Origin of the sequence: Bradyrhizobium liaoningense, from assembly GCF_018130825.1 — a bacterium.
GTDB classification, from domain to species: Bacteria; Pseudomonadota; Alphaproteobacteria; order Rhizobiales; family Xanthobacteraceae; genus Bradyrhizobium; species Bradyrhizobium liaoningense_B.
Window position 1 is genome coordinate 636,275 of the sequence record NZ_JAFCJS010000004.1, and the last position, 23,386, is coordinate 659,660.

The 23,386-nt window shown below is 65.3% G+C and carries 18 protein-coding genes; 9 read left to right on the plus strand and 9 right to left on the minus strand.

Annotation, left to right across the window (positions count from 1 at the left end):
- The first annotated feature begins 174 nt into the window (after nt 1-174).
- The 4 genes from JQ603_RS21640 to JQ603_RS21655 all read left to right on the plus strand — a co-directional run bounded on the left by JQ603_RS21640 (nt 175) and on the right by JQ603_RS21655 (nt 5,045).
- On the plus strand, nt 175-495 hold the full coding sequence (locus tag JQ603_RS21640) for a hypothetical protein (RefSeq protein WP_212342362.1): 321 nt from the start codon (nt 175-177) through the stop codon (nt 493-495).
- Nucleotides 496-718: 223 nt separating this feature from the next.
- The gene (locus JQ603_RS21645) at nt 719-1,444 is read left to right on the plus strand and encodes an outer membrane protein (RefSeq protein WP_212342364.1); all 726 of its coding nucleotides are present in this window, start codon (nt 719-721) and stop codon (nt 1,442-1,444) included.
- 172 nt (nt 1,445-1,616) lie between these two features.
- A complete protein-coding gene (locus tag JQ603_RS21650) occupies nt 1,617-3,770 on the plus strand; it encodes a methyl-accepting chemotaxis protein (protein WP_212342366.1) in 2,154 nt (717 codons plus the stop codon).
- 213 nt (nt 3,771-3,983) lie between these two features.
- Nucleotides 3,984-5,045 (plus strand): MBL fold metallo-hydrolase, encoded by a 1,062-nt coding sequence (locus JQ603_RS21655; RefSeq protein WP_212342368.1) that lies wholly within the window; start codon nt 3,984-3,986, stop codon nt 5,043-5,045.
- Nucleotides 5,046-5,216: 171 nt separating this feature from the next.
- Here JQ603_RS21655 and aroQ read toward each other — a convergent pair whose 3' ends face one another.
- From aroQ to JQ603_RS21675, 4 genes are read right to left on the minus strand one after another with little or no spacing between them, the layout of a single operon-like run.
- Nucleotides 5,217-5,648: a type II 3-dehydroquinate dehydratase gene (gene aroQ, locus JQ603_RS21660; RefSeq protein ID WP_212342370.1), complete on the minus strand. Its 432-nt coding sequence runs from the start codon at nt 5,646-5,648 to the stop codon at nt 5,217-5,219.
- An 18-nt stretch (nt 5,649-5,666) separates the two neighbouring features.
- Nucleotides 5,667-6,947, minus strand: coding sequence for a TRAP transporter large permease (locus JQ603_RS21665; protein WP_212342372.1), 1,281 nt, complete (start codon nt 6,945-6,947; stop codon nt 5,667-5,669).
- The gene (locus tag JQ603_RS21670; RefSeq protein WP_212342470.1) at nt 6,944-7,492 is read right to left on the minus strand and encodes a TRAP transporter small permease; all 549 of its coding nucleotides are present in this window, start codon (nt 7,490-7,492) and stop codon (nt 6,944-6,946) included. Before JQ603_RS21670 ends, JQ603_RS21665 begins: the two co-directional genes overlap by 4 nt.
- Nucleotides 7,493-7,511: 19 nt before the next feature.
- Complete coding sequence (locus tag JQ603_RS21675) at nt 7,512-8,540, minus strand: TRAP transporter substrate-binding protein (RefSeq protein ID WP_212342374.1); 1,029 nt, start codon at nt 8,538-8,540, stop codon at nt 7,512-7,514.
- 158 nt (nt 8,541-8,698) lie between these two features.
- Between JQ603_RS21675 and JQ603_RS21680 the strand changes: the two genes are divergently transcribed.
- From JQ603_RS21680 to JQ603_RS21690, 3 genes are all read left to right on the plus strand, one after another.
- Nucleotides 8,699-9,430, plus strand: a complete 732-nt coding sequence (locus JQ603_RS21680; protein WP_212342376.1) for a GntR family transcriptional regulator — start codon at nt 8,699-8,701, stop codon at nt 9,428-9,430.
- Nucleotides 9,431-9,629: 199 nt separating this feature from the next.
- Nucleotides 9,630-10,859, plus strand: a complete 1,230-nt coding sequence (gene hemA, locus JQ603_RS21685; protein WP_212342378.1) for a 5-aminolevulinate synthase — start codon at nt 9,630-9,632, stop codon at nt 10,857-10,859.
- 262 nt (nt 10,860-11,121) lie between these two features.
- The gene (locus JQ603_RS21690; RefSeq protein WP_212342380.1) at nt 11,122-14,631 is read left to right on the plus strand and encodes a PAS domain-containing hybrid sensor histidine kinase/response regulator; all 3,510 of its coding nucleotides are present in this window, start codon (nt 11,122-11,124) and stop codon (nt 14,629-14,631) included.
- Nucleotides 14,632-14,644: 13 nt separating this feature from the next.
- On the opposite strand, the gene JQ603_RS21695 is transcribed toward JQ603_RS21690, so the two are convergent.
- The 4 genes from JQ603_RS21695 to JQ603_RS21710 form a co-directional block, all read right to left on the minus strand.
- On the minus strand, nt 14,645-15,466 hold the full coding sequence (locus JQ603_RS21695; RefSeq protein WP_212342382.1) for an SDR family NAD(P)-dependent oxidoreductase: 822 nt from the start codon (nt 15,464-15,466) through the stop codon (nt 14,645-14,647).
- Nucleotides 15,467-15,484: 18 nt separating this feature from the next.
- On the minus strand, nt 15,485-16,039 hold the full coding sequence (locus tag JQ603_RS21700) for a cytochrome P460 family protein (RefSeq protein WP_212342384.1): 555 nt from the start codon (nt 16,037-16,039) through the stop codon (nt 15,485-15,487).
- Nucleotides 16,040-16,112: 73 nt separating this feature from the next.
- Nucleotides 16,113-17,141 carry an alpha/beta fold hydrolase gene (locus JQ603_RS21705; protein WP_212342386.1) on the minus strand — a complete coding sequence of 343 codons (1,029 nt, stop codon included), beginning with the start codon at nt 17,139-17,141 and terminating at the stop codon, nt 16,113-16,115.
- A 34-nt stretch (nt 17,142-17,175) separates the two neighbouring features.
- The gene (locus JQ603_RS21710) at nt 17,176-17,595 is read right to left on the minus strand and encodes an organic hydroperoxide resistance protein (protein ID WP_212342387.1); all 420 of its coding nucleotides are present in this window, start codon (nt 17,593-17,595) and stop codon (nt 17,176-17,178) included.
- Nucleotides 17,596-17,792: 197 nt separating this feature from the next.
- Between JQ603_RS21710 and JQ603_RS21715 the strand changes: the two genes are divergently transcribed.
- Nucleotides 17,793-20,648 (plus strand): ATP-binding protein, encoded by a 2,856-nt coding sequence (locus JQ603_RS21715; RefSeq protein ID WP_212342390.1) that lies wholly within the window; start codon nt 17,793-17,795, stop codon nt 20,646-20,648.
- Between the two features lie 60 nt (nt 20,649-20,708).
- Here JQ603_RS21715 and JQ603_RS21720 read toward each other — a convergent pair whose 3' ends face one another.
- Nucleotides 20,709-21,380 (minus strand): response regulator, encoded by a 672-nt coding sequence (locus JQ603_RS21720; RefSeq protein WP_018643430.1) that lies wholly within the window; start codon nt 21,378-21,380, stop codon nt 20,709-20,711.
- Between the two features lie 341 nt (nt 21,381-21,721).
- On the opposite strand from JQ603_RS21720, the gene JQ603_RS21725 reads away from it, so the two are divergent.
- The gene (locus JQ603_RS21725; RefSeq protein WP_212342397.1) at nt 21,722-23,347 is read left to right on the plus strand and encodes an MFS transporter; all 1,626 of its coding nucleotides are present in this window, start codon (nt 21,722-21,724) and stop codon (nt 23,345-23,347) included.
- Nucleotides 23,348-23,386 lie beyond the last annotated feature (39 nt).

Genomic DNA, 23,386 nt, shown 5'->3' on the forward strand with positions numbered 1-23,386 from the left:
CTCAGTCGTTGGGATGCCCCTTTGCTCATCTGACCATACGTCGGACGATTTCCATAGGCCTCCCGTTCATAACTCCGTGCGCGCGCGAAGGTGCCGCAGCCGGGCGCGCGGCCTTCGGATGGACCCGAATCAGCGCTAGTGCATTGCCTGGACGACTTCCTGGACGCGAGTGACATGACCGGCCCCGAACTGAAGCAGCTTCGCAGCGACCTTTCCGACGTCATCGAGCGCAAGCTGACGGCAGCCGACATGGCCAAGCTCTGCGGGTTGCCGGAGAAGGGCGGGGCCGACACCATCCGGCGCTGGGAGGTGAGCGGCCCGACGCCGTCGGCGACCAAGGTGCTGCGCGTGCTCGCGATGGCGAGCGAGCGCTATCCGATCCTGGAGAAGTTCGACATCTTCGATCGCCACGACGTGCGCGAGCAGGACCGGCCGGCCAAGCGCGCAGCGTTCCGCGCGCAAATGCGCGACGAAGTGCTGCGGCGCCTTGGTTAACGAAAGGCGCACGCAAGCTCACCGGCTTGCGCAAAATTAAGCCTTCCTTCAGCATTTCTTAAGCTGGCATTAAGCACAAAAATCAATTGCAACCCAATAAGTTAGGTTGGCTGCCGCAGTGCCACGGATGTGACAGCATTTTCGTCAAAAGCGAGCTATCTGCAAAACCAACGACGGCGCTGAACGCGCCAGCCGGGGACCTTACGTGTTGGAGTTCAAGACTATGAAGAAGATTCTGTTTGCGACCGTGGCGCTGCTGGTGGCGGGCGCTGCCGCGCCGGCGATCGGTGCCGATCTCGGTAACCGCAACTATTACAAGACGCCCGCGCCGGCCTACGCCGCGCCGATCTACAACTGGACCGGCTTCTACATCGGCGGCCACCTCGGCGGCGCCTTCTCCAGCGACAACAATTTCAACGGCCTTTCCACCGGCAACAACGGCAACGGCCGTTTCCTCGGCGGCGTGCAGGTCGGTGCGGACTGGCAGCTCAACCCGAACTTCGTGGTCGGCGTCGAAGGCCAGTATTCCTGGCTGTCCGGCAGCGTCGGTGCGGTGTTCCCGGGCGGCGTCGCCTACACCAACGACCAGCGTGGCCTCGGCTCGATCACCGGCCGCGTCGGCTACACCTGGGGCCCGGGCCTCGTCTACGTGAAGGGCGGCTACGCCTATTCCGACAACAACGAGAAGGTGACCGTCGGCGGCGTGCCGACCGCCTTCGTCATCGATGGCGATCACCGCAACGGCTACACCATCGGCGCCGGCCTCGAATACATGTTCGCCCCGAACTGGTCGGCCAAGGCCGAGTACCAGTATTACAATTTCGGCGACGCGCACTTCACCGGCGGCCCGCTGGCGGGTACCGGCAACTTCACCACCGACGACCACACGGTCAAGGCCGGCCTCAACTACCGCTTCAACTGGGCGAGCCCCGCCGTCGCGCGCTACTGATCGGCTGACAGAACCTCAATCCGACCAAGGGCCGGCGATCTCGCCGGCCCTTCCTTTTTCGCTGTGCGGAACCGCGCAACCAATGCAAGCAATTGCGCCAATTGCGATTTTTTAACCGGCCCTGCCGATACTGCCCGCCACAAAACAGAAGCAAGAGCGTGGGGGAATTTCGATGGCGATCCGTCTGGGCGCTGGCCGTTTGCTTGGTCGATTCAAGCCTGGTTTCAAAAAGCCACAATGGGGCGTGCGCGGCAGCCTGTTCACCGCCTTCGCGGTGATCGCGGGCATGGGCCTCGTGATCGCGGCCGGCGCGGGCCTCGCGCTGCAGAATCTCGGCGGGCGCATGATTGAGCTGAGCGGGCGGGACATTCCGCGCCTCGCCGCCAGCCTGCAATTGTCGGCCTTGAGCGCGAGCCTTGCGGCGCAGGGACCGGCCCTGCTCGCGGCTCAGAGTGAGGAAGCCCTGAACGAGCGCACCAAGAAGCTCAGGGAATTGCAGGAGCAGACGCAGCAGAAGCTCAACGAGATCATCGAGCTCGGCGGCGACAAGGCGGTCGTCGCCGGACTCAGCGAGACCATGAAGAGCATCAACGAGGCGGCCCAGAGCCTGGCCAAGGCCGCCCGCGAACGGCTGGACATCGCGGCCCTTCATGACAAGCAATATGACGCGCTGCGCAGCGCGCAGGGCGCGTTCGTCGGCGCGGCCAGTCCGGCGATGCTGGAGGCGCAGACCCGGGTCAACGCCATTCTCGGCTCGGCCAACCTGTCGGCCGAAGATGCCACCGAAGCTGCGCAGACCGTCGGCCAGCTCGGCAACGTCGTTGCCAGCGGCAATCTCGCAGCCGCCAACATGAGCGCGGCGCTGTCGGCGAACACCAGCGACAAGCTCGACGACATCCAGAAGGAGTTCAAGACAGCACAGGGACGCCTGCGCTCGAACCTCGATCTGTTGCCGGACAATGAGGGCAACAAGATGCTGCGCGCGACGGCGGAAAAGCTGCTCGCGCTCGGCAACGGCAAGACCGGCGTGTTCAATCTGCGTGAGAAGGAGCTCGACTCCATCGACTACGGCCAGACCATCCTGGACGAGACGCGCAAGCTCAATGTCGGCCTCGGCATCAGCGTGCAGCAGCTCGTCGACGGCGTGCAGAAGGAAACCAACGCCTCGACCTCCCAGGCGCGGCAGGAGATTTCGCTCGCCACAACGGTCATGCTGGCGCTGGGCGCGCTGATGCTGGTCGGCTCGGCCCTGTTCGTCTGGCTCTATGTCGGCCGCAACATCCTGCGCCGTATCACCGGTCTGCAGCGCGCCATGCAGCAGCTCTCGGCCGGCGACCTCGGCACGGAGATCGCGCGCTCGAAGCACAATGACGAGATCGGCGCGATGACCGACACGCTGACCGTGTTCCGCGACAGCATGGTCGAAGCCCGCGCGCTCGCCGGCGAGCAGGACAAGGACCGCGCGGCCAAGGCCGAGCGTGCCGCCCGCATGGAATCCAGGATCGCCGACTTCGAGGGCACGGTGCGCACCGCGCTCGACAATCTGGCGCAATCGGCCAATTCGATGCAGTCAACCGCGCAGAGCATGTCGACCACCGCCGACCAGTCCAACGCGCTGGTGAACGCGGTCGCCTCCGCCGCGGAGGAGACCTCGGTCAACGTGCAGACCGTGTCGTCAGGCACCGAGCAGCTCTCGTCCTCGATCGAGGAGATCAGCAAGCAGGTGGTGACCTCGGCCGCGATCGCCAAGAAGGCGGTCGACGAGGCCGGCGCCACCGACACCACCGTGCAGAGCCTCGCCGACAGCGCCAGCCGCATCAGCGTCGTCGTCGACCTGATCCAGACCATTGCCTCGCAGACCAATTTGCTCGCGCTGAACGCCACCATCGAGGCGGCCCGCGCGGGCGAGGCCGGCCGCGGCTTTGCGGTGGTCGCCTCCGAGGTGAAGAGCCTCGCGAGCCAGACCGCCAAGGCGACGGAAGAAATCCGCACCCAGATCGCCAGCATGCAGCAGGTCACGACCTCTGCGGTCGGCGCCATCCAGGGCATCGGCCGGATCATCGGCGAGATCAACGACGTCACCACCACGATCGCGGCGGCGGTCGAGGAACAGGGCGCGGCCACCCGCGAGATCGCCCGCAACATCCAGCATGCGGCCGGCGGCACCAGCGAGGTCTCCAGCAACATCGTCGGCGTCTCCACCGCCTCCGCCGAAGCCGGCGCGGCGGCAAGCGAAGTGCTGGGCGCCTCCGACGCACTCCGCCGCGAAGCCGACATGCTGCGCGGAGAGATCGACGCGTTCCTCAACAACATGCGGGCGGCGTGATCGTCATTCCGGGGCGGCGCGTAGCGCCGAACCCGGAATCTCGCGCGACAATCTCCGGATTCCGGGTTCGCGCTCGCGCGCCCCGGAATGACTGCGTTTTGGCAGGCTTCAACCGGCACGCGGAAAAATCCGTCCGGTATGCCGGCCATGCGGAGACCACGGCCCGCCTTTTTTCGGCTGGCGTCCCGCCCCATGTGCGGGTACCGATAGTGCATGCATTCGAAAACCGACACCGTGCAGTCCTCCGCCGAGGCCCTGCGCTATCCCTGGGAACAGCATCCCGGCCCCGAAGAGGTCGTGGAGATCAGGCCCGGCGTGTTGTGGGCGCGGCTGAAACTGCCGTTCCGCCTCAACCACGTGAACATCTATCTGCTCGCCGATGGCGACGGCTATGCGATGGTCGATGCCGGTTTCGGCAACGAGGAGACGATCGAGGCCTGGACGAAACTGTTCGACGGCCCCCTGAAGGGCGTCAACATCACGCGCCTGATCGTCACCCATTCGCACCCCGATCATGTCGGGCTTGCGGGCTGGATCGTGGAGCGCTTCAACTGCCCGCTGGTGATGTCGCAGGTCGAATATCTGCAATCGGTCTATCACCAGAACCGCGGCACCGAGGAGCGTCGCAACGCGCAGCGCCTGTTCTTCCGCCGTCACGGCATGGACGAGTCGCTCACCGAAAAGCTGCTCGGCCGCGGCCAGGATTATCTCAAGCAGGTGTCGGTGCTGCCGCCATCCTACCGCCGCATCTCGCATGGCGACGAGATCGTGATCGGGCCGCGCCGCTTCAAGGTGATCACCGGCGGCGGCCACGCGCTCGACCAGGTGATGCTGTATTGCGCCGACGACAAGCTGTTCCTCTCCGCCGACCAGGTGCTGAGCAAGATCTCGCCGAACGTCAGCGTCTGGGCGGTCGAGCCCGACCAGAACTCGCTCGGCGAATATCTGGCCTCGCTCGCGAGCCTCACCACCACCCTGCCCTATGATCTGCTAGTGCTGCCCGGCCATGGCGTACCGTTTTACGGCCTCAAGACCCGCATCAAGCAGCTCGCCGACCACCATGAGGAGCGCTGCCGCCTGATCGCGGACGCCTGCCGCGAGGTGCCGAAGACCTCGCGAGAACTGGTGCCCGTGGTGTTCAACAAGCACGTGCTTGACGAACACCAGATGGGCTTTGCCGCCGGCGAGCTGGTCGCCCATGTCAACTACATGATCGTCGAGGGCCGGCTGACGGCCGAGACGAAGGACGGCGTGCTGCAGTTCCGGACGACGTGAGCGGTGCTTCACCTCGCCCCGCTTGCGGGGAGAGGTCGGTCGCGAAGCGACCGGGTGAGGGGGACTCTCCACGAGTCCAACTCTCACCATCATTGCCGAAACAGCCCCTCACCCCAACCCTCTCCCCGTAAGAACGGGGCGAGGGAGCGCGCCGCCGTCGCGGCTAACATCTCACTTCATATTCGCGATCGCGTGCAGCGCCGCGATGTAGCCGAACGGCCCGAGACCGCAGATCACGCCCGTTGCCACGAACGAGATCTTCGAGTGGCGATGATACTCGTCGCGGGCGTGGATGTTGGAGATGTGCACTTCCAGCACCGGCCCCTCGAATATCTTGATCGCGTCCATGATCGAGACCGAGGTGAACGACAGGCCCGCCGGATTGATGACGATCGCATCGGCATCCTGCCGCGCCGACTGGATCAGATCAACGAGCACACCTTCATGGTTGGACTGGTGGAAGGCGAGCTTGAGCCCAAGCTTGGCGGCGGCGTCCTCGCAGCTCGCATTGACCTCTGCGAGCGTCGTCGTGCCGTAGATGTGCGGCTCGCGGATGCCGAGCATGTTGAGGTTGGGACCGTTGAGGATCATCACGCGCTTCATGGAAGGTCCTTTTGAGGGTTAGCCGCCGAACCACTTGGCCGGGCCGGTGACGAGAACGGGAAACAGCGTCAGCAAGGCTAGCACAGCCAGCTGCGCGATCATGAAGGGCCAGACGCCGCGAATCAGATCGTCCATCGAGACGCGGGAGACACCGGCGACCACGTTGAGCACGACGCCGACCGGCGGCGTGATCAGGCCGATTGCGTTGTTGATGATGAAGAGCACGCCGAAATAGACGGGGTCGATGCCGGCCTGCTTGACGATCGGCATCAGGATCGGCGTCAGGATCAGGATCGTCGGCGTCATGTCGAGCGCGGTGCCGACTATGACCACGATGATCATCAGGACGATGGTGAGGAGCGTCTGGTTGCCCGCGAACGGCTTGACCAGCGCGACGATCTGGTCGGAGATTTCCGCGACCGTGATCAACCAGGACGACACCAGCGCGGCGGCGACCAGGAACATCACGACGGCCGTGGTCTGCGCGGTCGAGACCAGCAGCGCCGGCAATTGCGCCGGCCTGAGCTCGCGATAGACGCCCATCGCCACGACGAGCGAATAGACCGCGACGACGACGGCGGCTTCCGTCGGCGTGAAGATGCCGAAACGCAGGCCGAAGATGATGATCATCGGCAGCATCAAGGCCCAGAATCCGTCGATCAGCGCGCGCCAGACCTCGGCGACGCTCTTGCGTGGCAGGCGCACCGGGTTCTCCTTGCGCACCACCCACCACCAGGCGACGCACAGGCCGACGCCTAGCAGCAGGCCGGGCACGATGCCGGCCAGAAACAGTTTCGAGATCGAGACGTTGGCGGCGACGCCGAAGATGACGAAGCCGATCGAGGGCGGAATCACGGGAGCGATGATCCCGCCAGCCGCGACGAGCCCGGCCGCACTGGCGCGGTTGTGGCCGGCCGCGGCCATCATCGGCACCAGCAGCGCGCCGAGCGCCGCGGCGTCCGCGACCGCCGACCCCGACAGCGAGGCCAGGATGCAGGAGGTGAGGATCGCGACATAGCCGAGGCCGCCGCGGAAATGCCCGACCAGCGCGATGGCGAAATTGAGGATCCGGCGCGCGAGACCGCCAGTGTTCATCACCTCGCCGGCGAGGATGAAGAACGGCACCGCCATCAGCGGGAAGGAATCGACGCCGTTGACGACGTTCTGCGCGATGATCTGGGAATCGAACATCGCCAGATACGTCATCAGCGCGATACCGCAGACGATCAGCGCGAACGCGATCGGCATGCCGATCGCCATGGCGCCGAGCAGCGAGAAGGTGAAGACGGCGACGGTCATCCCTGGAGCTTTCCGCCGGCGGCGTCGGGAGAATGCGCGAGCTCCTCGGACTCGCTGATGGCGATGAGATCGGCATCGGCGATCTGCCCGGTCAGGAGCCGGTACAGCTCGTACACGATGATCACGCAGGAGGAGGCGCCGAACACGATGCCCGCGGCATAGAACAGGCCGACCGAGAGGCCCGAGGCCGGCGCCACCGTGTCCCAGTTCAGCACCGTCTGCTTCCACGAGCCCTCCGTCAGCAGGATGGAAGCGTAGAGCATCAGCGCATGGCTGAGGCCGTAACAGACCTTGCGGCCGAGCGGCGGCAGCACCTTGACGAGGCTGTCGACGCCGAGATGGGCATGCTCCTTCATGCCGATGATCGCGCCCAGGAACACCATCCAGACGAACAGCCAGCGCGACAGCTCCTCCGAGACGGCGATGCCGGAGTTGAATCCGTAGCGCAGCACCACGTTGCCGAACACCAGCACGACCATGGCGGCAAGCAGTACGGCAATGACGGCACGCAGCAGCCAGAAATAGGCATCGACGATCGTCTTCATCACGCCCGGCCCGCCGCGCTCAAGGTTTGAGCGCATGCACGCGGTCGAGCTCGCCGTTGAACAGCTTGACGAGCGCGGGATCGTAGTCGGCGGAGAATTTCTCCGCGATCGGCTTCGTCTTCACGCGCATGCGCTCGAGCTCGGCCGGCGCGATCTCGTTGATCTCCATGCCCTTGGCCTTGAGCTCGTCGATCGCGGCCTTGGCCTGCTCGCGGCTGACCTTGCGCTGGTAGTCACGGGCCTCGATCGCGGCGTCCTGCAGGATCTTCTGCTCGTCGGGCGAGAGCCCATCCCAGAACTTCTTGGAGATCAGGATGATGTTGGTCGAATAGGTGTGGTTGGTGACGCTGAGATACTTCTGCACCTCGTAGAACTTGTTCGACAGGATCACCGAGAATGGATTCTCCTGGCCGTCGACGGTGCGGGTCTCCAGCGCGCTGTAGAGCTCGGAAAAGCTCATCGGCACCGGGTTGGCGTTGAACGCCTTGAAGGTCTCCAGATAGACCGGGTTCGGGATCACGCGGATCTTGATGCCGTCGAGGTCCTCGCCCTTGGCGATCGGACGCCGGCTGTTGGTGACGTTGCGGAAGCCGAGATCCCAATAGGCGAGACCGACCAGCCCCTTCTCCGGCAGTTTTGCCAGCAGCGCCGCACCGAGCGGACCGTCGAGCAGCGCATCGGCCTGCTGCGGGGTCGAGACGATGAAGGGGAAATCGATCAGCCCGTAATCCTTGACGATTCCGACCAGCGAGGTTGTCGCAGGCGATTGCATCTCCTGGGTGCCGGCGCGCAGCGCCGATTGCTGCTGCATCTCGCTGCCGAGCTGGTTGGCGGGGTATTCGCGCACCTTGATCTTGCCGCCGCTCCTGGCCGCGACGATCTCGGCGAATTTCTGCACGCCTTTGCTGACGGGATGGTCGGTGTTGTTGAGGTGCCCCCAGCGGATGGTGCGCTCCTGAATGGCCTGCCCAGACGCCGGCGCCATTACGCCCAGGGCGACCGGGCCGATCGCCGCCACGAAAGCCAGACCTTTGAACCGAACGGGCATCGCCCCCTCCCTGTTTGATCTCGTTCTTAGGAGCGGGAAACTGTTATATGACGAAATATAAATCAACTGATATTTTTTGTTTTGTATGATATTAAAAGAAACGCTTGATAAAGCTTGGAAATTTGTCAAAACGCGGGGCCAAAGCGCTAGGATGAGGCATGGACACCCTTCCCGACACGACCGCCGAGACCGTGGGCGACAGCGCCTATCGCCGGATCCGCACCGACCTGATCTTCGGCAAGCTGACGCCGGGTCAGAAGCTCAAGCTTGAGCGGATGAGCAGCGCCTACGGCACCAGCATCTCGACACTGCGCGAGACGCTGAACCGGCTGTGCTCGGAAGGATTCGTCGTCGCCGAAGGCCAGCGCGGCTTCGAAGTGGCGCCGATCTCGGCGGCGGAATTCCAGGAGATCGCCGAGCTGCGCGAGCTGCTCGAAGGCCACATGATCGAGAAGTCATTTGCGGCCGGCGATCTCGATTGGGAGGCGCACATCGTCTCGGCGCATCACAAGCTTGCCGCGATGGAGCGGATGCTGCTGTCAGGCGAGCGGTCCGACGCCGAGAGCTGGAAACAGTGCGATTTCCAGTTTCACCGCGCGCTCGTCGCGGCCTGCGGCTCCAGGGTGCTGCTCGATGCGCACGCCGCGGTCTACGACCGCTATCTGCGCTACCAGATGATCGCCGTGGTGTTTCGCGGCGAGATGGCGGCCGCCGAACATCGCGAGCTCAAGGAGCTGGCGCTGAAGCGCGATGCCATGGGCGCGAACAAGGTGCTGCACACCCACATCCACGATTGCGTGACGCACGCCTTGCGCAATTCGGATTGGTTGAAGCCCGTTACGGCCAAGGACGTGCGCAGCGAGCCGCGCAAGAAGGCGAAGGCCGGATAGACCGGGGGCCTCGGCGCATGGTGCAAAGCAACATTACCTCTCGCGCGAGCTTGATCCGGATCAAGTTTGAAATCGCACGATAGGGCATTTTGCCCAAATGCCCCACACGGCCAAATGTGGGATAGCGCATAGACATTGGAGCTGGAAAAGCTCTAAGAAGATGCGGCCCTTTTGGTCAGTTCCGTCTCAGGTTTTGCCGATGGATTACAGCCAGTTCTTCAATTCCGCCCTCGATCGTCTCCACTCCGAGCGGCGCTATCGCGTGTTTGCCGATCTGGAGCGCACGGCGGGCCGGTTCCCGCACGCGGTCTGGCATTCGCCGAAGGGCAAGCGCGACGTCGTGATCTGGTGCTCCAACGACTATCTCGGCATGGGCCAGCACCCGAAGGTGGTCGGCGCCATGGTCGAGACCGCGACCCGCGTCGGCACCGGCGCCGGCGGCACCCGCAACATCGCCGGAACGCATCATCCGCTGGTGCAGCTCGAGGCCGAGCTCGCCGACCTCCACGGCAAGGAAGCCGCGCTGCTGTTCACCTCGGGCTATGTCTCGAACCAGACCGGCATCGCGACCATCGCCAAGCTCATTCCGAACTGCCTGATCCTGTCGGACGAGCTCAACCACAATTCGATGATCGAGGGCATCCGCCAGTCCGGCTGCGAGCGCGTCGTGTTCCGCCACAACGACCTCGCCGACCTCGAAGCGCAGTTGAAGGCTGCGGGCCCGAGCCGGCCGAAGCTGATCGCCTGCGAGAGCCTCTATTCCATGGACGGCGACGTCGCTCCGCTCGCCAAGATCTGCGATCTCGCCGAGAAATACGGCGCGATGACCTATGTCGACGAGGTTCACGCGGTCGGCATGTACGGCCCGCGCGGCGGCGGTATCGCCGAGCGTGATGGCGTCATGCATCGCATCGACATCCTCGAAGGCACGCTCGCCAAGGCATTCGGCTGCCTCGGCGGCTACATCGCCGCCAACGGCCAGATCATCGACGCCGTGCGCTCCTACGCGCCGGGCTTCATCTTCACCACCGCGCTGCCGCCGGCAATCTGCTCGGCCGCGACCGCCGCAATCAAGCATCTGAAGACCTCGAACTGGGAGCGCGAGCGCCACCAGGACCGCGCCGCCCGCGTCAAGGCGATCCTCAGCGCCGCCGGCCTGCCGGTGATGTCGACCGACACCCACATCGTGCCGCTGTTCGTCGGCGATCCCGAGAAGTGCAAGCAGGCCTCCGACCTCCTGCTCGAAGAGCACGGCATCTACATCCAGCCGATCAACTACCCGACCGTGCCCAAGGGCACCGAACGCCTGCGCATCACGCCCTCGCCCTATCACGATGACGGCCTGATCGATCAGCTCGCCGAGGCCCTGTTGCAGGTGTGGGACCGCCTCGGCCTGCCGCTGCAGCAGAAGTCGCTGGCCGCGGAGTGATCGTCCTCCTGGCGAAAGCCAGGACCCGTTACCCCAACTGCGGATTGTTGTAGCTCGCTGTGGCGCCTGCGTGCCCATAACCACGTCCTGTGGTTATGGGTCCTGGCTTTCGCCAGGACGACGTTAGGGTTGGCACCTTAACGACAACCCCAGTTCCTCCCCCCGCACGGCATTTCGCTGTCGCTTGCGTCCCTGCAACGCGCTAGATTTACAGGGAAAATGAGACCGGGCGCATCCGCGCCCAGGGAGAAGCGCGCTCGCCATGCTGCACGACTGGGGCGTGATCGCCGCCGCCTTCGGCTATATCGGCTTTCTGTTCCTGGTGGCGAGCCATGGCGACCGCCGCTCGCTCGCCGGACCCGGCCGCGCGTCAGGGCTGATCTATCCGCTGTCGCTGGCGATCTACTGCACCTCCTGGACCTTCTTCGGCTCGGTCGGCTTCGCCACCCGCACCTCGACCGACTTTCTTGCGATCTATGTCGGCCCGATCCTGATGATCGGGCTCGGCGCCGGTGTGCTCCGCCGCGTGATCCAGCTTGCGAAAGCCCACAACATCACCTCGATCGCCGACTTCATCGGCGCGCGCTACGGCAAGAGCCAGGCGGTGGCGGCGACCGTGGCGCTGATCGCGATCATCGGCTCGGTGCCCTACATCGCGCTCCAGCTCAAGGCGGTCGCCTCCTCGCTGGAGACGATCCTGAGCGAGGACCAGGCTTTCTCCCACATCCCGATCCTCGGCGACATGGCACTGATGGTGACGCTGGCGATGGCGGCCTTCGCGGTACTGTTCGGCACGCGGCAGACCGATGCGACCGAGCACCAGCACGGATTGATGCTGGCGGTGGCGACCGAATCCATCGTCAAGCTGGTCGCCTTCCTCGCCGCCGGCATCTTCGTCACCTTCTGGATGTTCTCGCCGCATGAATTGTTCGAACGGGCGATGAAGACGCCGGAGGCGGTGCGCGCGATCAACTATTCACCGTCGATCGGTAACTTCCTGACCATGACGCTGCTGTCGCTGTGCGCGGTCATGCTGCTGCCGCGCCAGTTCCACGTCAGCGTGGTGGAGAATTCCAGCGATGCCGAGGTCGGCCGCGCGCGCTGGCTGTTCCCGCTCTACCTCGTCGCCATCAACCTGTTCGTGATCCCGATCGCGCTCGCCGGCCTCGTCACCTTCCCGTTCGGCGCGGCCGAGCCCGACATGTACGTGCTGGCGCTGCCGATGGAGGGCGGCGCGGATCTGCTCAGCGTCGCCGTCTTCGTCGGCGGCCTGTCGGCAGCGACCGCGATGGTCATCGTCGAATGCGTCGCGCTCTCCATCATGGTCTCGAACGACCTCGTGGTGCCCCTGGTGCTGCAGCGGCGGCCGGAGGGACGCACCGGCGGCGCCGATTTCAGCGACTTCCTGCTGCGCTCGCGCCGGCTCGCGATCTTCACCATCATGGTGATGGCCTATTTCTACTATCGCGCGCTCGGCAACACCCAGCTCGCCGCGATCGGCCTGCTGTCCTTTGCCGCCATCGCCCAGCTCGCGCCGAGCTTCTTCGGCGGGCTGTTGTGGCGGCGCGCGACCGCGCGCGGCGCGATCGGCGGCATGCTGGTCGGCTTTGCGGTGTGGCTCTACACGCTGTTCATGCCGAGCTTCATGGATTCCTCCACGACCGGCATCCTGTGGCTCCAGCACGGTCCGTTCGGCATCGAGGCGCTGCGGCCGCAGGCGCTGTTCGGCGCCGACCTGCCGCCGCTGATGCACGGCGTGATCTGGTCGCTATCGCTCAACATCCTCACCTATGTGCTGCTCTCGCTGGCGCGACGGCCGTCGTCGATCGAGCTGGTGCAGGCCGATCTGTTCGTGCCCAACACGCTCGCCCCGATCTCCCCGAGCTTCCGCCGCTGGCGCACCACCGTCACGGTGCAGGACATCCAGAGCACGGTGGCGCAATATCTCGGGCCCGACCGCGCCCGGCATTCCTTCGATGCCTTCTCGGCGCGGCGCAATGTGCGGCTCGAGCCCGGGGCACCCGCCGATTTCGAGCTGTTGCAGCACGCCGAGCACCTGATCGCCTCGTCGATCGGCGCGGCCTCCTCGCGCCTCGTGATGTCGCTGCTGCTGCGCAAACGGACCGTCTCCGCGAAAGCCGCGCTGAAGCTGCTCGACGATTCCCATGCGGCGCTGCATTTCAACCGCGAGATCCTCCAGACCGCGCTCAATCATGTCCGCCAGGGCATCGCGGTGTTCGATGCCGACCTGCAGCTGATCTGCTCCAACCGCCAGTTCGGCGACCTCCTCAACGTCCCCCCGCATTTCATCCAGTTCGGCACGCCCTTGCGTGAAATCCTGGAATTCATGGGCGTAAGCGATCCGGACAACCAGGCCGACCGCGAGGCGATGATCGAGCAGCGGCTCGTGGCCTACACCACCGACAGCGAGCCCTATCTCGAGCGCTTGCCGGAACGCCACATGGTGATCGAGGTGCTCACCAACCGCATGCCCGGCGGCGGCTTCGTCATCACCTTCACCGACGTCACGCCGACCTTCGAGGCGGCGGAAGCGCTGGAGCGCGCCAACGCGACGCTGGAAAAGCGCGTGCGCGACCGCACCGAGGAATTGACCCGGCTGAACTCGGAACTCGCGCTGGCCAAGAGCACGGCGGAAGATGCCAGCATCTCCAAGACGCGCTTCCTCGCCGCCGCCAGCCACGACATTCTCCAGCCGCTGAACGCGGCCCGGCTCTATGTCACGAGCCTGGTCGAGCGCCAGCACAGCGGCGAGGAGACGCGGCTGGTCGAGAACATCGACGAGTCGCTCCAGGCCATCGAGGAGATCCTCGGCGCACTGCTCGACATCTCCCGGCTGGATGCCGGCGCGATGGCGACCTCGATCTCGAGCTTCAAGATGGCCGATCTGATGCGCTCGCTGGAGATCGAGTTCGCGCCGATCGCGCGCGCCAAGGGCCTAAACCTCGCCTTCGTGCCCTGCTCGCTGCCGGTGCAGTCGGATCGGCTGCTGCTGCGGCGCCTGCTCCAGAACCTGATTTCCAACGCGATCAAATACACCCCGCGCGGCCGCGTGCTGGTCGGCTGTCGCCGCCAGGGCGCCTCGCTCAAGATCTGCGTCTACGACACCGGCGTCGGCATCCCGCCGGTCAAGCGCGGCGAGATCTTCAAGGAATTCCACCGCCTGGAGCAAGGCGCGCGGATCGCGCGCGGCCTCGGCCTCGGGCTGTCGATCGTCGAACGTCTGGCGCGCGTGCTCAACCACAGCATCGCGATCGGCTCCAATACCGGCGGCGGCTCGGTCTTCTCGGTGACGGTGCCGACGGCGAAAGCGATCACCCTCACCGCCGCCGTCACCAGCGCCACGCCGCTGGCGCGCACGCCGATCGCGGGCGCGCTGATCGTCTGCATCGAGAACGATGCCGCGATCCTCGACGGCATGCGCACGCTCCTGAAGGCCTGGGACGCCGAGGTGATTGCGGTCGCCGATCCCGAAGCCGCGATCGCCGCGATCGAGGCCGCCGGCAAGCGCGTCACCGGCCTGCTCGTCGACTATCACCTCGACCGCGGCAACGGCATCGCCGCGATCCGCGACGTCCGCCGCCGCTTCGGCGATGCCATTCCAGCGATCCTGATCACCGCCGACCGCAGCCCCGCCGTGCAACAGGCCGCGCGCGAGGAAAAGATCGCGGTGCTCAACAAGCCGGTGAAGCCGGCCTCGCTGCGCGCCCTGCTCGGCCAGTGGCGCACGCAGCAGATGGTGGCGGCGGAGTGAAGCGCACCGACGTTCAGAAGTCCGTGGAGACGCTGAGTGCGCGCCACCTCTCCAACTCTTCGAGACGTTGCCGGTCCGTCGTTGCGATAGCGTTGACCGCGTCGCTCCCGAGCGCGATGCGCAGAGGCGGTCGATCCATGTTCGCAAGCTTCAACACGACGTCAGCCGCCTTGCCCGGGTCGCCCGGCTGGCGGCCATCGTAATCACGCTGCATCCTGACGGCGGCGCCGACGACCGCGTCATACTCCGGACGACCTTCATCAGTTTCATGTGCGGCCTGGGCGAAGCCCGTCCGGAAGCCGCCGGGCTCGACAATCGTCACATGCACGCCGATCAGGGCCATCTCGCGCGCAAGCGATTCCGAAAAGCCCTCGATTCCCCATTTCGCGGCCGAATAGGCTGCGCGCGCCGGAGCGCCGATCCGGCCGCCGACGGACGAGACCTGCACAATATGCCCGCGACGTTGCCGGCGCAGTACGGGAATCGCCGCCTTGGTGACGATGATGGTACCCATCAAGTTGGCCTCGATCTGCCGTCGGAACGAAACGAGGCTCGTGTCCTCGACCGATCCGAGGTCACCATAGCCGGCGTTGTTCACGACCACATCGAGGCCACCGAACGTCGTCACAGCGAGCGCGATGGCTGCTTGCGCGGCAGCTTCATCCGTGACGTCGAGCGTTGCGAGCCGCAGTCTTTCGCCGAAACGTTCCCGCAACGATTCGAGCGGTCCGAGCGTCCGCGCAGTGGCAACCACCTGGTCGCCCGCGGCGAGTGCCGCTTCCGTGATAGCACGCCCAAGCCCGCGAGAGCTGCCGCTGATGAACCAGGTCTTCAAACTATCCTCCGCATGGTCTCACGGCGCCAGCCGCGTGAAGACATAATCGCGGCTCCTGGCGCGGGCTTCGTGACAGCCCCAGCAGGTGCGGTGCTGGGCCTCGTCGACCGGCTTGCCGTCGATGAACCGGCCAAAACCCCAGCCGCCGGTTGAGGCATATTTCTTGGAATCCTTGACCATCACCTGGACCGTGGTGGCGGCGCCGGGAATCGTCGCTGATGCAAACTCCGGTGACTGTTTCCGCTTCCAGGCGCGCTTGACCAGAATGGTGCCGTCCGGAAACGGAAGCTTGCCGGCCTGATAGGCGTCGACGGCCGTCTGGTTGCCGAGGACAGCGCGAAGCTCGTCGAGCGGCGCCGCCTCTTCGGCCGGTGCGATCAGCTCCCACTGCTTGTAGCCCGCAGGAATCGTGACGCCGAAGATCGGCGAGGCATTGGCCGGCGCAGGACCTTCGGCGAGCGCAATCGTGACCAGGTACGGCACGCAAGTCAGCAAAACGACCAGCAGGACCACGGCGAGCACGAGGGCAGTGGAGAATGAGAATTTCTTCTTTTCAGGTTCAGTCGGCGTCATGAGGCTTCATCAAGCTGGAATCAAAATGTGCATCTCGGCCCAGCCTGACCGGGCCGAGACGCTGACGAAATCTTCAGGCGCCGTCGGCGTCGATGACGGCCTTGGCGAAGGCCTGCGGGGCTTCCTGCGGCAAGTTGTGGCCGATGCCGCCGGTGATCAGGCGAAAGTCGTAGCGGCCGGAGAACTTCTTGGCATAGGCGCTGGGATCAGGATGCGGCGCGCCGTTGGCGTCGCCTTCCATCGTGATCGTCGGCACGCTGATGACGGGAGCTGCCGCGAGCTTCTTTTCGAGCTCCTCATATTTCGTCTCGCCCTGGGCAAGCCCAAGCCGCCAGCGGTAATTGTGGATCGTGATCGCGACATGATCCTTGTTGTCGAGCGCCGCCGCGCTGCGGGCGAAGGTGGCGTCGTCGAACTTCCATTGCGGCGAGGCGAGCTTCCAGATCAGTTTCGCGAAATCATGCGTGTACTTCTCGTAGCCGGCGCGGCCGCGCTCGGTCGCGAAATAGAACTGGTACCACCATTGCAGCTCGGCCGATGGCGGCAACGGGGCGCCGCCGGCGGCCTGACTGGAGATCAGATAGCCGCTGACCGACACCAGTGCGCGGCAGCGATCCGGCCACAGCGCCGCGATGATGTCGGCGGTGCGCGCACCCCAGTCGAAACCGGCAACGACGGCCTTCTTGATGTCGAGCTTGTCCATCAGCGCGATGATGTCGGCGGCCATTGCCGCCGGCTCGCCGTTGCGCGGCGTTTCGCTGGAGAGGAACTGCGTCGTGCCGTGGCCGCGCAAATAAGGAATGATCACGCGATAGCCGGCCTTGGCGAGGATCGGTGCGACATCGACGAAAGCGTGGATGTCGTAGGGCCAGCCGTGCAGCAGGATCGCCACCGGACCATTCGATGGGCCTGCCTCCGCATAGCCGACATTGAGGACACCGGCCTCGATCTGCTTGATCGCGCCGAAGGACGCATTCGATGCGGAGGCGCGCGGCGCTTCCGTCTCGGCGCGGGCGAGATCGATCACGCCGAGACCGACGGCGACGGTTCCCGCGGCGGCGCCAAGGAACGTGCGGCGATGCTTGTCGATGAGCTGCTTCATGTGTTGCTACCTCGTTGATGGTTGGTAATGGGCGTCAGATCAGCGCGACCGCGACGTCGATGTTGCCGCGGACGGCCTTGGAGTAGGGGCAGGTCTGGTGCGCCTCATCGACGATGTCGCGCGCGACCTCGCGATCGAGGCCCGGCAGGCTGACATTGAGTCGCGCCCGGAGGGCGTAAGCGCCTTCATCGAGAAGAAGATCGATTTCCGCATCGATCGCGCTTTTTCTCGGAAGCACGATTTTGCGCTTGCGCGCCGCAATCTCCATCGCGCCTTCGAAGCAGGCCGACCAGCCGGCCGCGAACAATTGCTCGGGATTGGTGCCGATGCCGACACTGCCCGGCGACGACAATTTGACATCCAGGCGACCATCGGAGCTGCGGGACATGCCGTCCTGTCGCCCGCCGCTGGTGCGGGTCCTGGCCGTGTAGAGCAACTTTGCCGCTTTGGTCATGAAAGGTCTCCTTGCCGTCGCGCAACTGACTACCAGCCGCCTCGGCAGGACACCCGTTGGGACTTGTGAGATGTTGTGAGGCCGGCAGGGAACCCGGTCAGGAGGCCTGCAAACGCGGTCTGATGCCGATGCAAGGCCGGTCTTGCCGGATCGGCGCCCGCTGGCTATCCGGTCTTTCAAATGAGCAAGATTTCGCGATGACTGAACCGGCCGCGCCCGCGGCAACAACGCTGTCGTTCGGGCCATTCACCGTGAGGCCGCATGAGAGGCTCGTGATGCGCGACGGCATCGCGCTGCCGATGGGTGCCAAGAGCTTCGATACGCTGATCGCACTGATGGCGCGGCCGAACGAGGTCGTCAGCAAGTGGGAGCTGATGGCGCGGGTCTGGCCCGGCATGGCCGTCGAGGAGGCCAACTTACGCTTTCACATCGCGGCGCTTCGCAAGGTCCTCGGCGACGGCAAGGACGGCGCCCGCTACATCACCACGCTCTCGGGCCGCGGCTATTGCTTCGTGGCGCCGATCTCGCAAACGGAGATTGCGGCGAAACCGCGTTCCGCACCGCGGATGGGGCTGCCGCCGGTAAAGCTGCCGAATCGGCTGCAACGCATGGTCGGACGCGACGATGCGGTCGCCGCCATCTCGGACAAGCTCACCACCGCCCGCTTCGTCACGATCGCCGGCCCGGGCGGCGTCGGCAAGACGGCCGTTGCCGTGGCGATCGCTCACGACCTGCTTGAGACGTTCTCCGACGCCGCACACTTTGTCGATCTTGCCGCGCTGAGCGATCCCGATCTCGTGATCACGTCGATCCTGCTGATGCTGGGTCTACCGGCCGAGGCCGACGATCCCCTGCCCGCGCTGCTCGCGCACCTCAGGGACAAGCGGATGCTGCTGATCCTCGACAATTGCGAGCACGTCATCGCCGCGGCGGCACCGCTGGCGGCGGAGATCTTCCACGCCGCGCCGCATGTCCATATCCTCGCAACGAGCCGCGAAGCCCTGCGTGTCGAAGGCGAGCAGGTCTATCGATTGGCGCCCCTCGCCGTTCCGCCAGACGACGCCCGACTGACTGCGGCGGCCGCGCAGACCTATCCCGCGCTTCAGCTCTTCATCGAACGGGCGACCGCCGGCGGCGCGCAGATCGCACTCGACGACGGCAATGCCGCGATCGTCGCCGGCATCTGCCGCAAGCTCGACGGCATGGCCCTGGCGATCGAGCTCGCAGCCGGCCGGGTCGAGGCCTACGGGCTGGAGCAGACGGCGGCGCTGCTCGACGAGCGCCTCAATCTGCTCTGGCAGGGTCAGCGCACCGCGCCGCCGCGGCAGAAGACGTTGCAGGCGACGCTGGACTGGAGCTACGGGCTCCTGTCCGGCATCGAGCGCCTCGTGCTGCGCAGGCTCGCGGTCTTCGCCGGGCATTTCACCATCGACGCCGCGCTCGAGGTCGTGCCGGACGAACACGTCGACCGCGCCCGGCTGTTCGACGCCATCGACAGCCTCGTCGCCAAATCGATGGTCGCGCCGCGACCGGTCGGCGCCATGATGCGTTACCGTCTGCTCGACACGACGCGCGCCTATCTGCTCGAGAGCGAGCCAAGCGACGCGGCGCTCTCGGCCCGCCACGCGACCTACTACCGGCGATGGCTGGAGCAGGCCGGCCCGACATGGGAGACGGTGCCGAGCGCCGACGAACGTGCCATCCATTTTTCAGCGCTGCACAATGTGCGCGCCGCGCTGGATTGGTGCTTCGGTGCAAACGGCGAAGCGGGCATCGGCATTGCACTCGCCGCGGCGGCAGCTCCGATCTTTCTCGCGATGTCGCTGCTGATCGAATGCCGGCGCTGGTCGGAACGGGCGCTGCTTGCAATCGATGCATCCTCGCGCGGCAGCGCCGAGGAGATGCACATCCAGGCCGCCCTCGGCCTGACCTTGATGTTCACGCGCGGGGGCAGTGAGGCGGCGCACACGGCCTTGAGCCGGGGCCTCGCGATCGCACAGGCGCGCGGCGATGCGCCGAACCAGCTTCAGCTGCTCGGCCGGATGCACATCTTCCACGAGCGGATGGGACAGTTCGACGCCGCGCTTGGTTACGCGCGGCAGAGCCTCACGGTTGCCGAGACGCTGGGCGATGCCGCATCCATCGCCCTCGCCCACTCCCTCCTGGGCGTCTCGCTGCATCTGGCCGGTGAGCATCGTGACGCGCTGAACATGCTGCAGGCTGCCTGGCAGGGGCCGGGCACGGAGCGGATCAGCACCGTCCACGGCTTCGATCATCGCAACCGGGCCGGCATCTCGCTGGCCCGGGAGCTCTGGCTGCAGGGCCGGCCTGCGGATGCGCGGCAGTTGGCGCGGCAGACGGTCACCGAAGCCGCGCAGATGGATCATCCGATCACGCTCTGCATTGCGCTGATCTGGGCGGTTTCGATCGATCTCTGGAGCGGAGAGCTCGACGATGCGGAAGAGAACATCGACCGCTTCATCGCGCATGCCGAGTCGCGCTCGATGGGGCCTTATCTCGCGGTCGGCCGGGGCGTCAAAGGCGAGCTCGCGATCCGGCGCGGCGACGCCGCCGGCGGCGGCGAGACGATAAGAGCCTGCCTGCGCGAGCTCCACGATGCCGGTTACGAGCTGCTCACCACGACGTTCAACATCGCGCTGGTGCAGGGGCTTCTGGCGCTCGGGCAGATCGAGCAGAGCGCGCACCTGATCGACGATGCGATCCGCCTCGTCGAACAAAGCGGCGATCATCTCTACATGCCCGAGTTGCTGCGGATGAAGGCCAGAGTTCTGTTGTCGCTGCCGGAGTCCAAGGCTGAGCAAGCAGAAGCCCACTTCATGCAGTCACTGGATTTGAGCCGCCGCAAGAGCGCAAAAGCCTGGGAACTGCGGGCCGCGATCGATCTTGCCGAATTTCTCGCGGAGCGCGATCGGTGCGAGGAAGCGACACGATTGCTTCAAGCGGCTCTTGATGGCTTTGCTGAAGGTTCCGATACGGCGGATCTTAGGGTCGCCAACGAACTGCTACGGACATTGTCAACTCCGTTATCCTGAGGTGCGAGTGGCGCGAAGCAAAGCATTGCGCCGGGAGCCTCGAAGGATGACGGAGCGAGGCTACCCCGTCGGCGTGCCCTGCTTCCACTGGCCGCCGGCGATTTTCGCGGCCGCAATCACCGCCTGGGTACGGCTCTCGACCCCGAGCTTTTGCAGGATCGCCGAGACATGCGCCTTGATGGTGGCTTCGGAGACGCCGAGCTCGTAGGCGATCTGCTTGTTGAGGAGGCCCTCGGACAGCATCATCAGGACCCGGACCTGCTGCGGGGTCAGCGTCACCAGACGGTCACGCAGGCGCGTCATGTCGGGGTCGGCGGCGGCGGACAGGTCGGTGTCGGCGGGAACCCAGACGTCGCCTTCCATCACCTTGAGAATGGCATCGCGCAGCGTCTCGACGCCGAACCGCTTGGGGATGAACCCGGAGGCGCCGAAATCAAGCGAGCGGCGGATCGTGGCGCTGTCGTCAGAGGCCGAGACGATCACCACCGGGACCGCCGGATATTGCGCGCGCAGATAGATCAGGCCGGAGAAGCCGGAGATCCCGGGCATCGAGAGGTCGAGCAGGATCAGGTCGACGTCGGAGGTCTGTTCGAGGAGCTTGGTCAGATCCTCGAACGATCCGGCCTCGTCGATCCTGGCCGAGGTCAGGACGCTCGCCACAGCCTGCCGCAGCGCGTCGCGGAACAGGGGATGGTCATCGGCAATGACGAGATGGGTCGAGGGAGCGTTCATCGTTCTCTTGCTATCGTTCGCAACCGGCCGGCGAGTCGATGCCGCGGCAGGTCAATTCTTCCCTGCCCGGCCGTGGCATGCAAGTGCCCATTATCCCTTTGCTGCAAAGGGGTTAATCCACAAGCCTTCGCTGCCGTGCCGGCGCCCGATACCGGGCAGTCAGGTGCGCGTCAGTGCGCAAGGCCGAAAGTCGTATTGGGGCGGGTTTCACGCCGATGTTACCTTGCGGGCAAGACCTGGGTCGATCCGGCACATCCGGACACCCGGGGCGCGAGGAAACGCATTTCGGGGAGCGACCCAATATGTCGACAATGGCTGTGTCTCAAGCAGGCGCGGGAGGGATGACGAAGGACGAACGTTTCGTCATTCTCGCCTCCTCGCTCGGTACCGTCTTCGAGTGGTACGATTTTTACCTCTACGGTTCGCTCGCCTCGATCATCGGCGTGCAGTTCTTCTCGGATTATCCGCCGGCCACACGCGACATCTTCGCGCTGCTGGCATTCGCCGCCGGCTTCCTGGTGCGTCCGTTCGGCGCGATCGTGTTCGGCCGCATCGGCGACATCGTCGGCCGCAAGTACACCTTCCTCGTCACCATCCTGATCATGGGTCTGTCGACCTTCATCGTCGGCCTGCTGCCCAACGCGGCCACCATCGGTATCGCGGCCCCGATCATCCTGATCGCGCTGCGCCTCGCCCAGGGCCTGGCGCTCGGCGGCGAGTATGGCGGTGCGGCGACCTATGTCGCGGAGCACGCGCCGAACGGCAAGCGCGGCTACTACACCTCCTTCATCCAGACCACGGCGACGCTCGGCCTGTTCCTGTCGCTGCTGGTGATCCTGTTCACCCGCACCGCGACCGGCGAAGCCGATTTCGCGAAGTGGGGCTGGCGCATCCCGTTCCTGGTGTCGGTGCTGCTGCTCGGCATCTCGGTCTGGATCCGGCTGCGCCTCAATGAATCGCCGATCTTCCAGAAGATGAAGGACGAAGGAAAGAGCTCGAAGGCGCCGCTGACGGAAGCCTTCGGCAACTGGCAGAACGGCAAGCTCGTGCTGCTCGCGCTGCTCGGCGGCGTGATGGGCCAGGGCGTGGTCTGGTACACCGGCCAGTTCTATGCGCTGTTCTTCCTGCAATCGATCCTGAAGGTCGACGGCTACACCGCCAACCTGCTGATCGCCTGGTCGCTGTTGCTCGGCACCGGCTTCTTTATCGTGTTCGGCGTGCTGTCCGACAAGATCGGCCGCAAGCCGATCATCCTCGGCGGCTGCCTGATCGCGGCACTGACCTTCTTCCCGATCTTCAAGATGATCACCACCAACGCCAACCCGGCGCTGGAAAAGGCGATCGAGTCGGTCAAGGTCGACGTGGTGGCGGATCCCGCGGGCTGCGGCGACCTGTTCAACCCGGTCGGCACCCGCGTCTTCACCGCGCCTTGCGACACCGCGCGCGCCTACCTGTCGCAGTCGTCGGTCAAGTACTCGACGACGCCAGGCGCGGCCGGCTCCGGCGTGAAGGTCGTCGTCAACGGCAAGGAAGTGCCGTACGCGAACGCCAAGGACAGCAACCCGGCCGTCCTCGCCGCGGTGCAGGCAGCCGGCTATCCCAAGGTCGGCGATGCGGGCATCGTGAAGATGGCCCATCCGTTCGACATCTTCCGTCCGCAGGTGGCCGCGACCATCGGGCTGCTGTTCATCCTGGTGATCTTCGTCACCATGGTCTACGGCCCGATCGCCGCGATGCTGGTTGAACTGTTCCCGACCCGCATCCGCTACACCTCGATGTCGCTGCCCTACCACATCGGCAACGGCTGGTTCGGCGGCCTGCTGCCGGCGACCGCCTTCGCCATCGTGGCTTCGACGGGCGATATCTATGCGGGCCTTTGGTACCCGGTTACGTTCGCGGCTATCACCGTTGTGATCGGCTTCTTCTTCTTGCCCGAGACCAAGGACGTCGACATCAAGGCGACCTGATCGGAAGCCAGCGAACCCAAACGACACGAACCGGCCGCG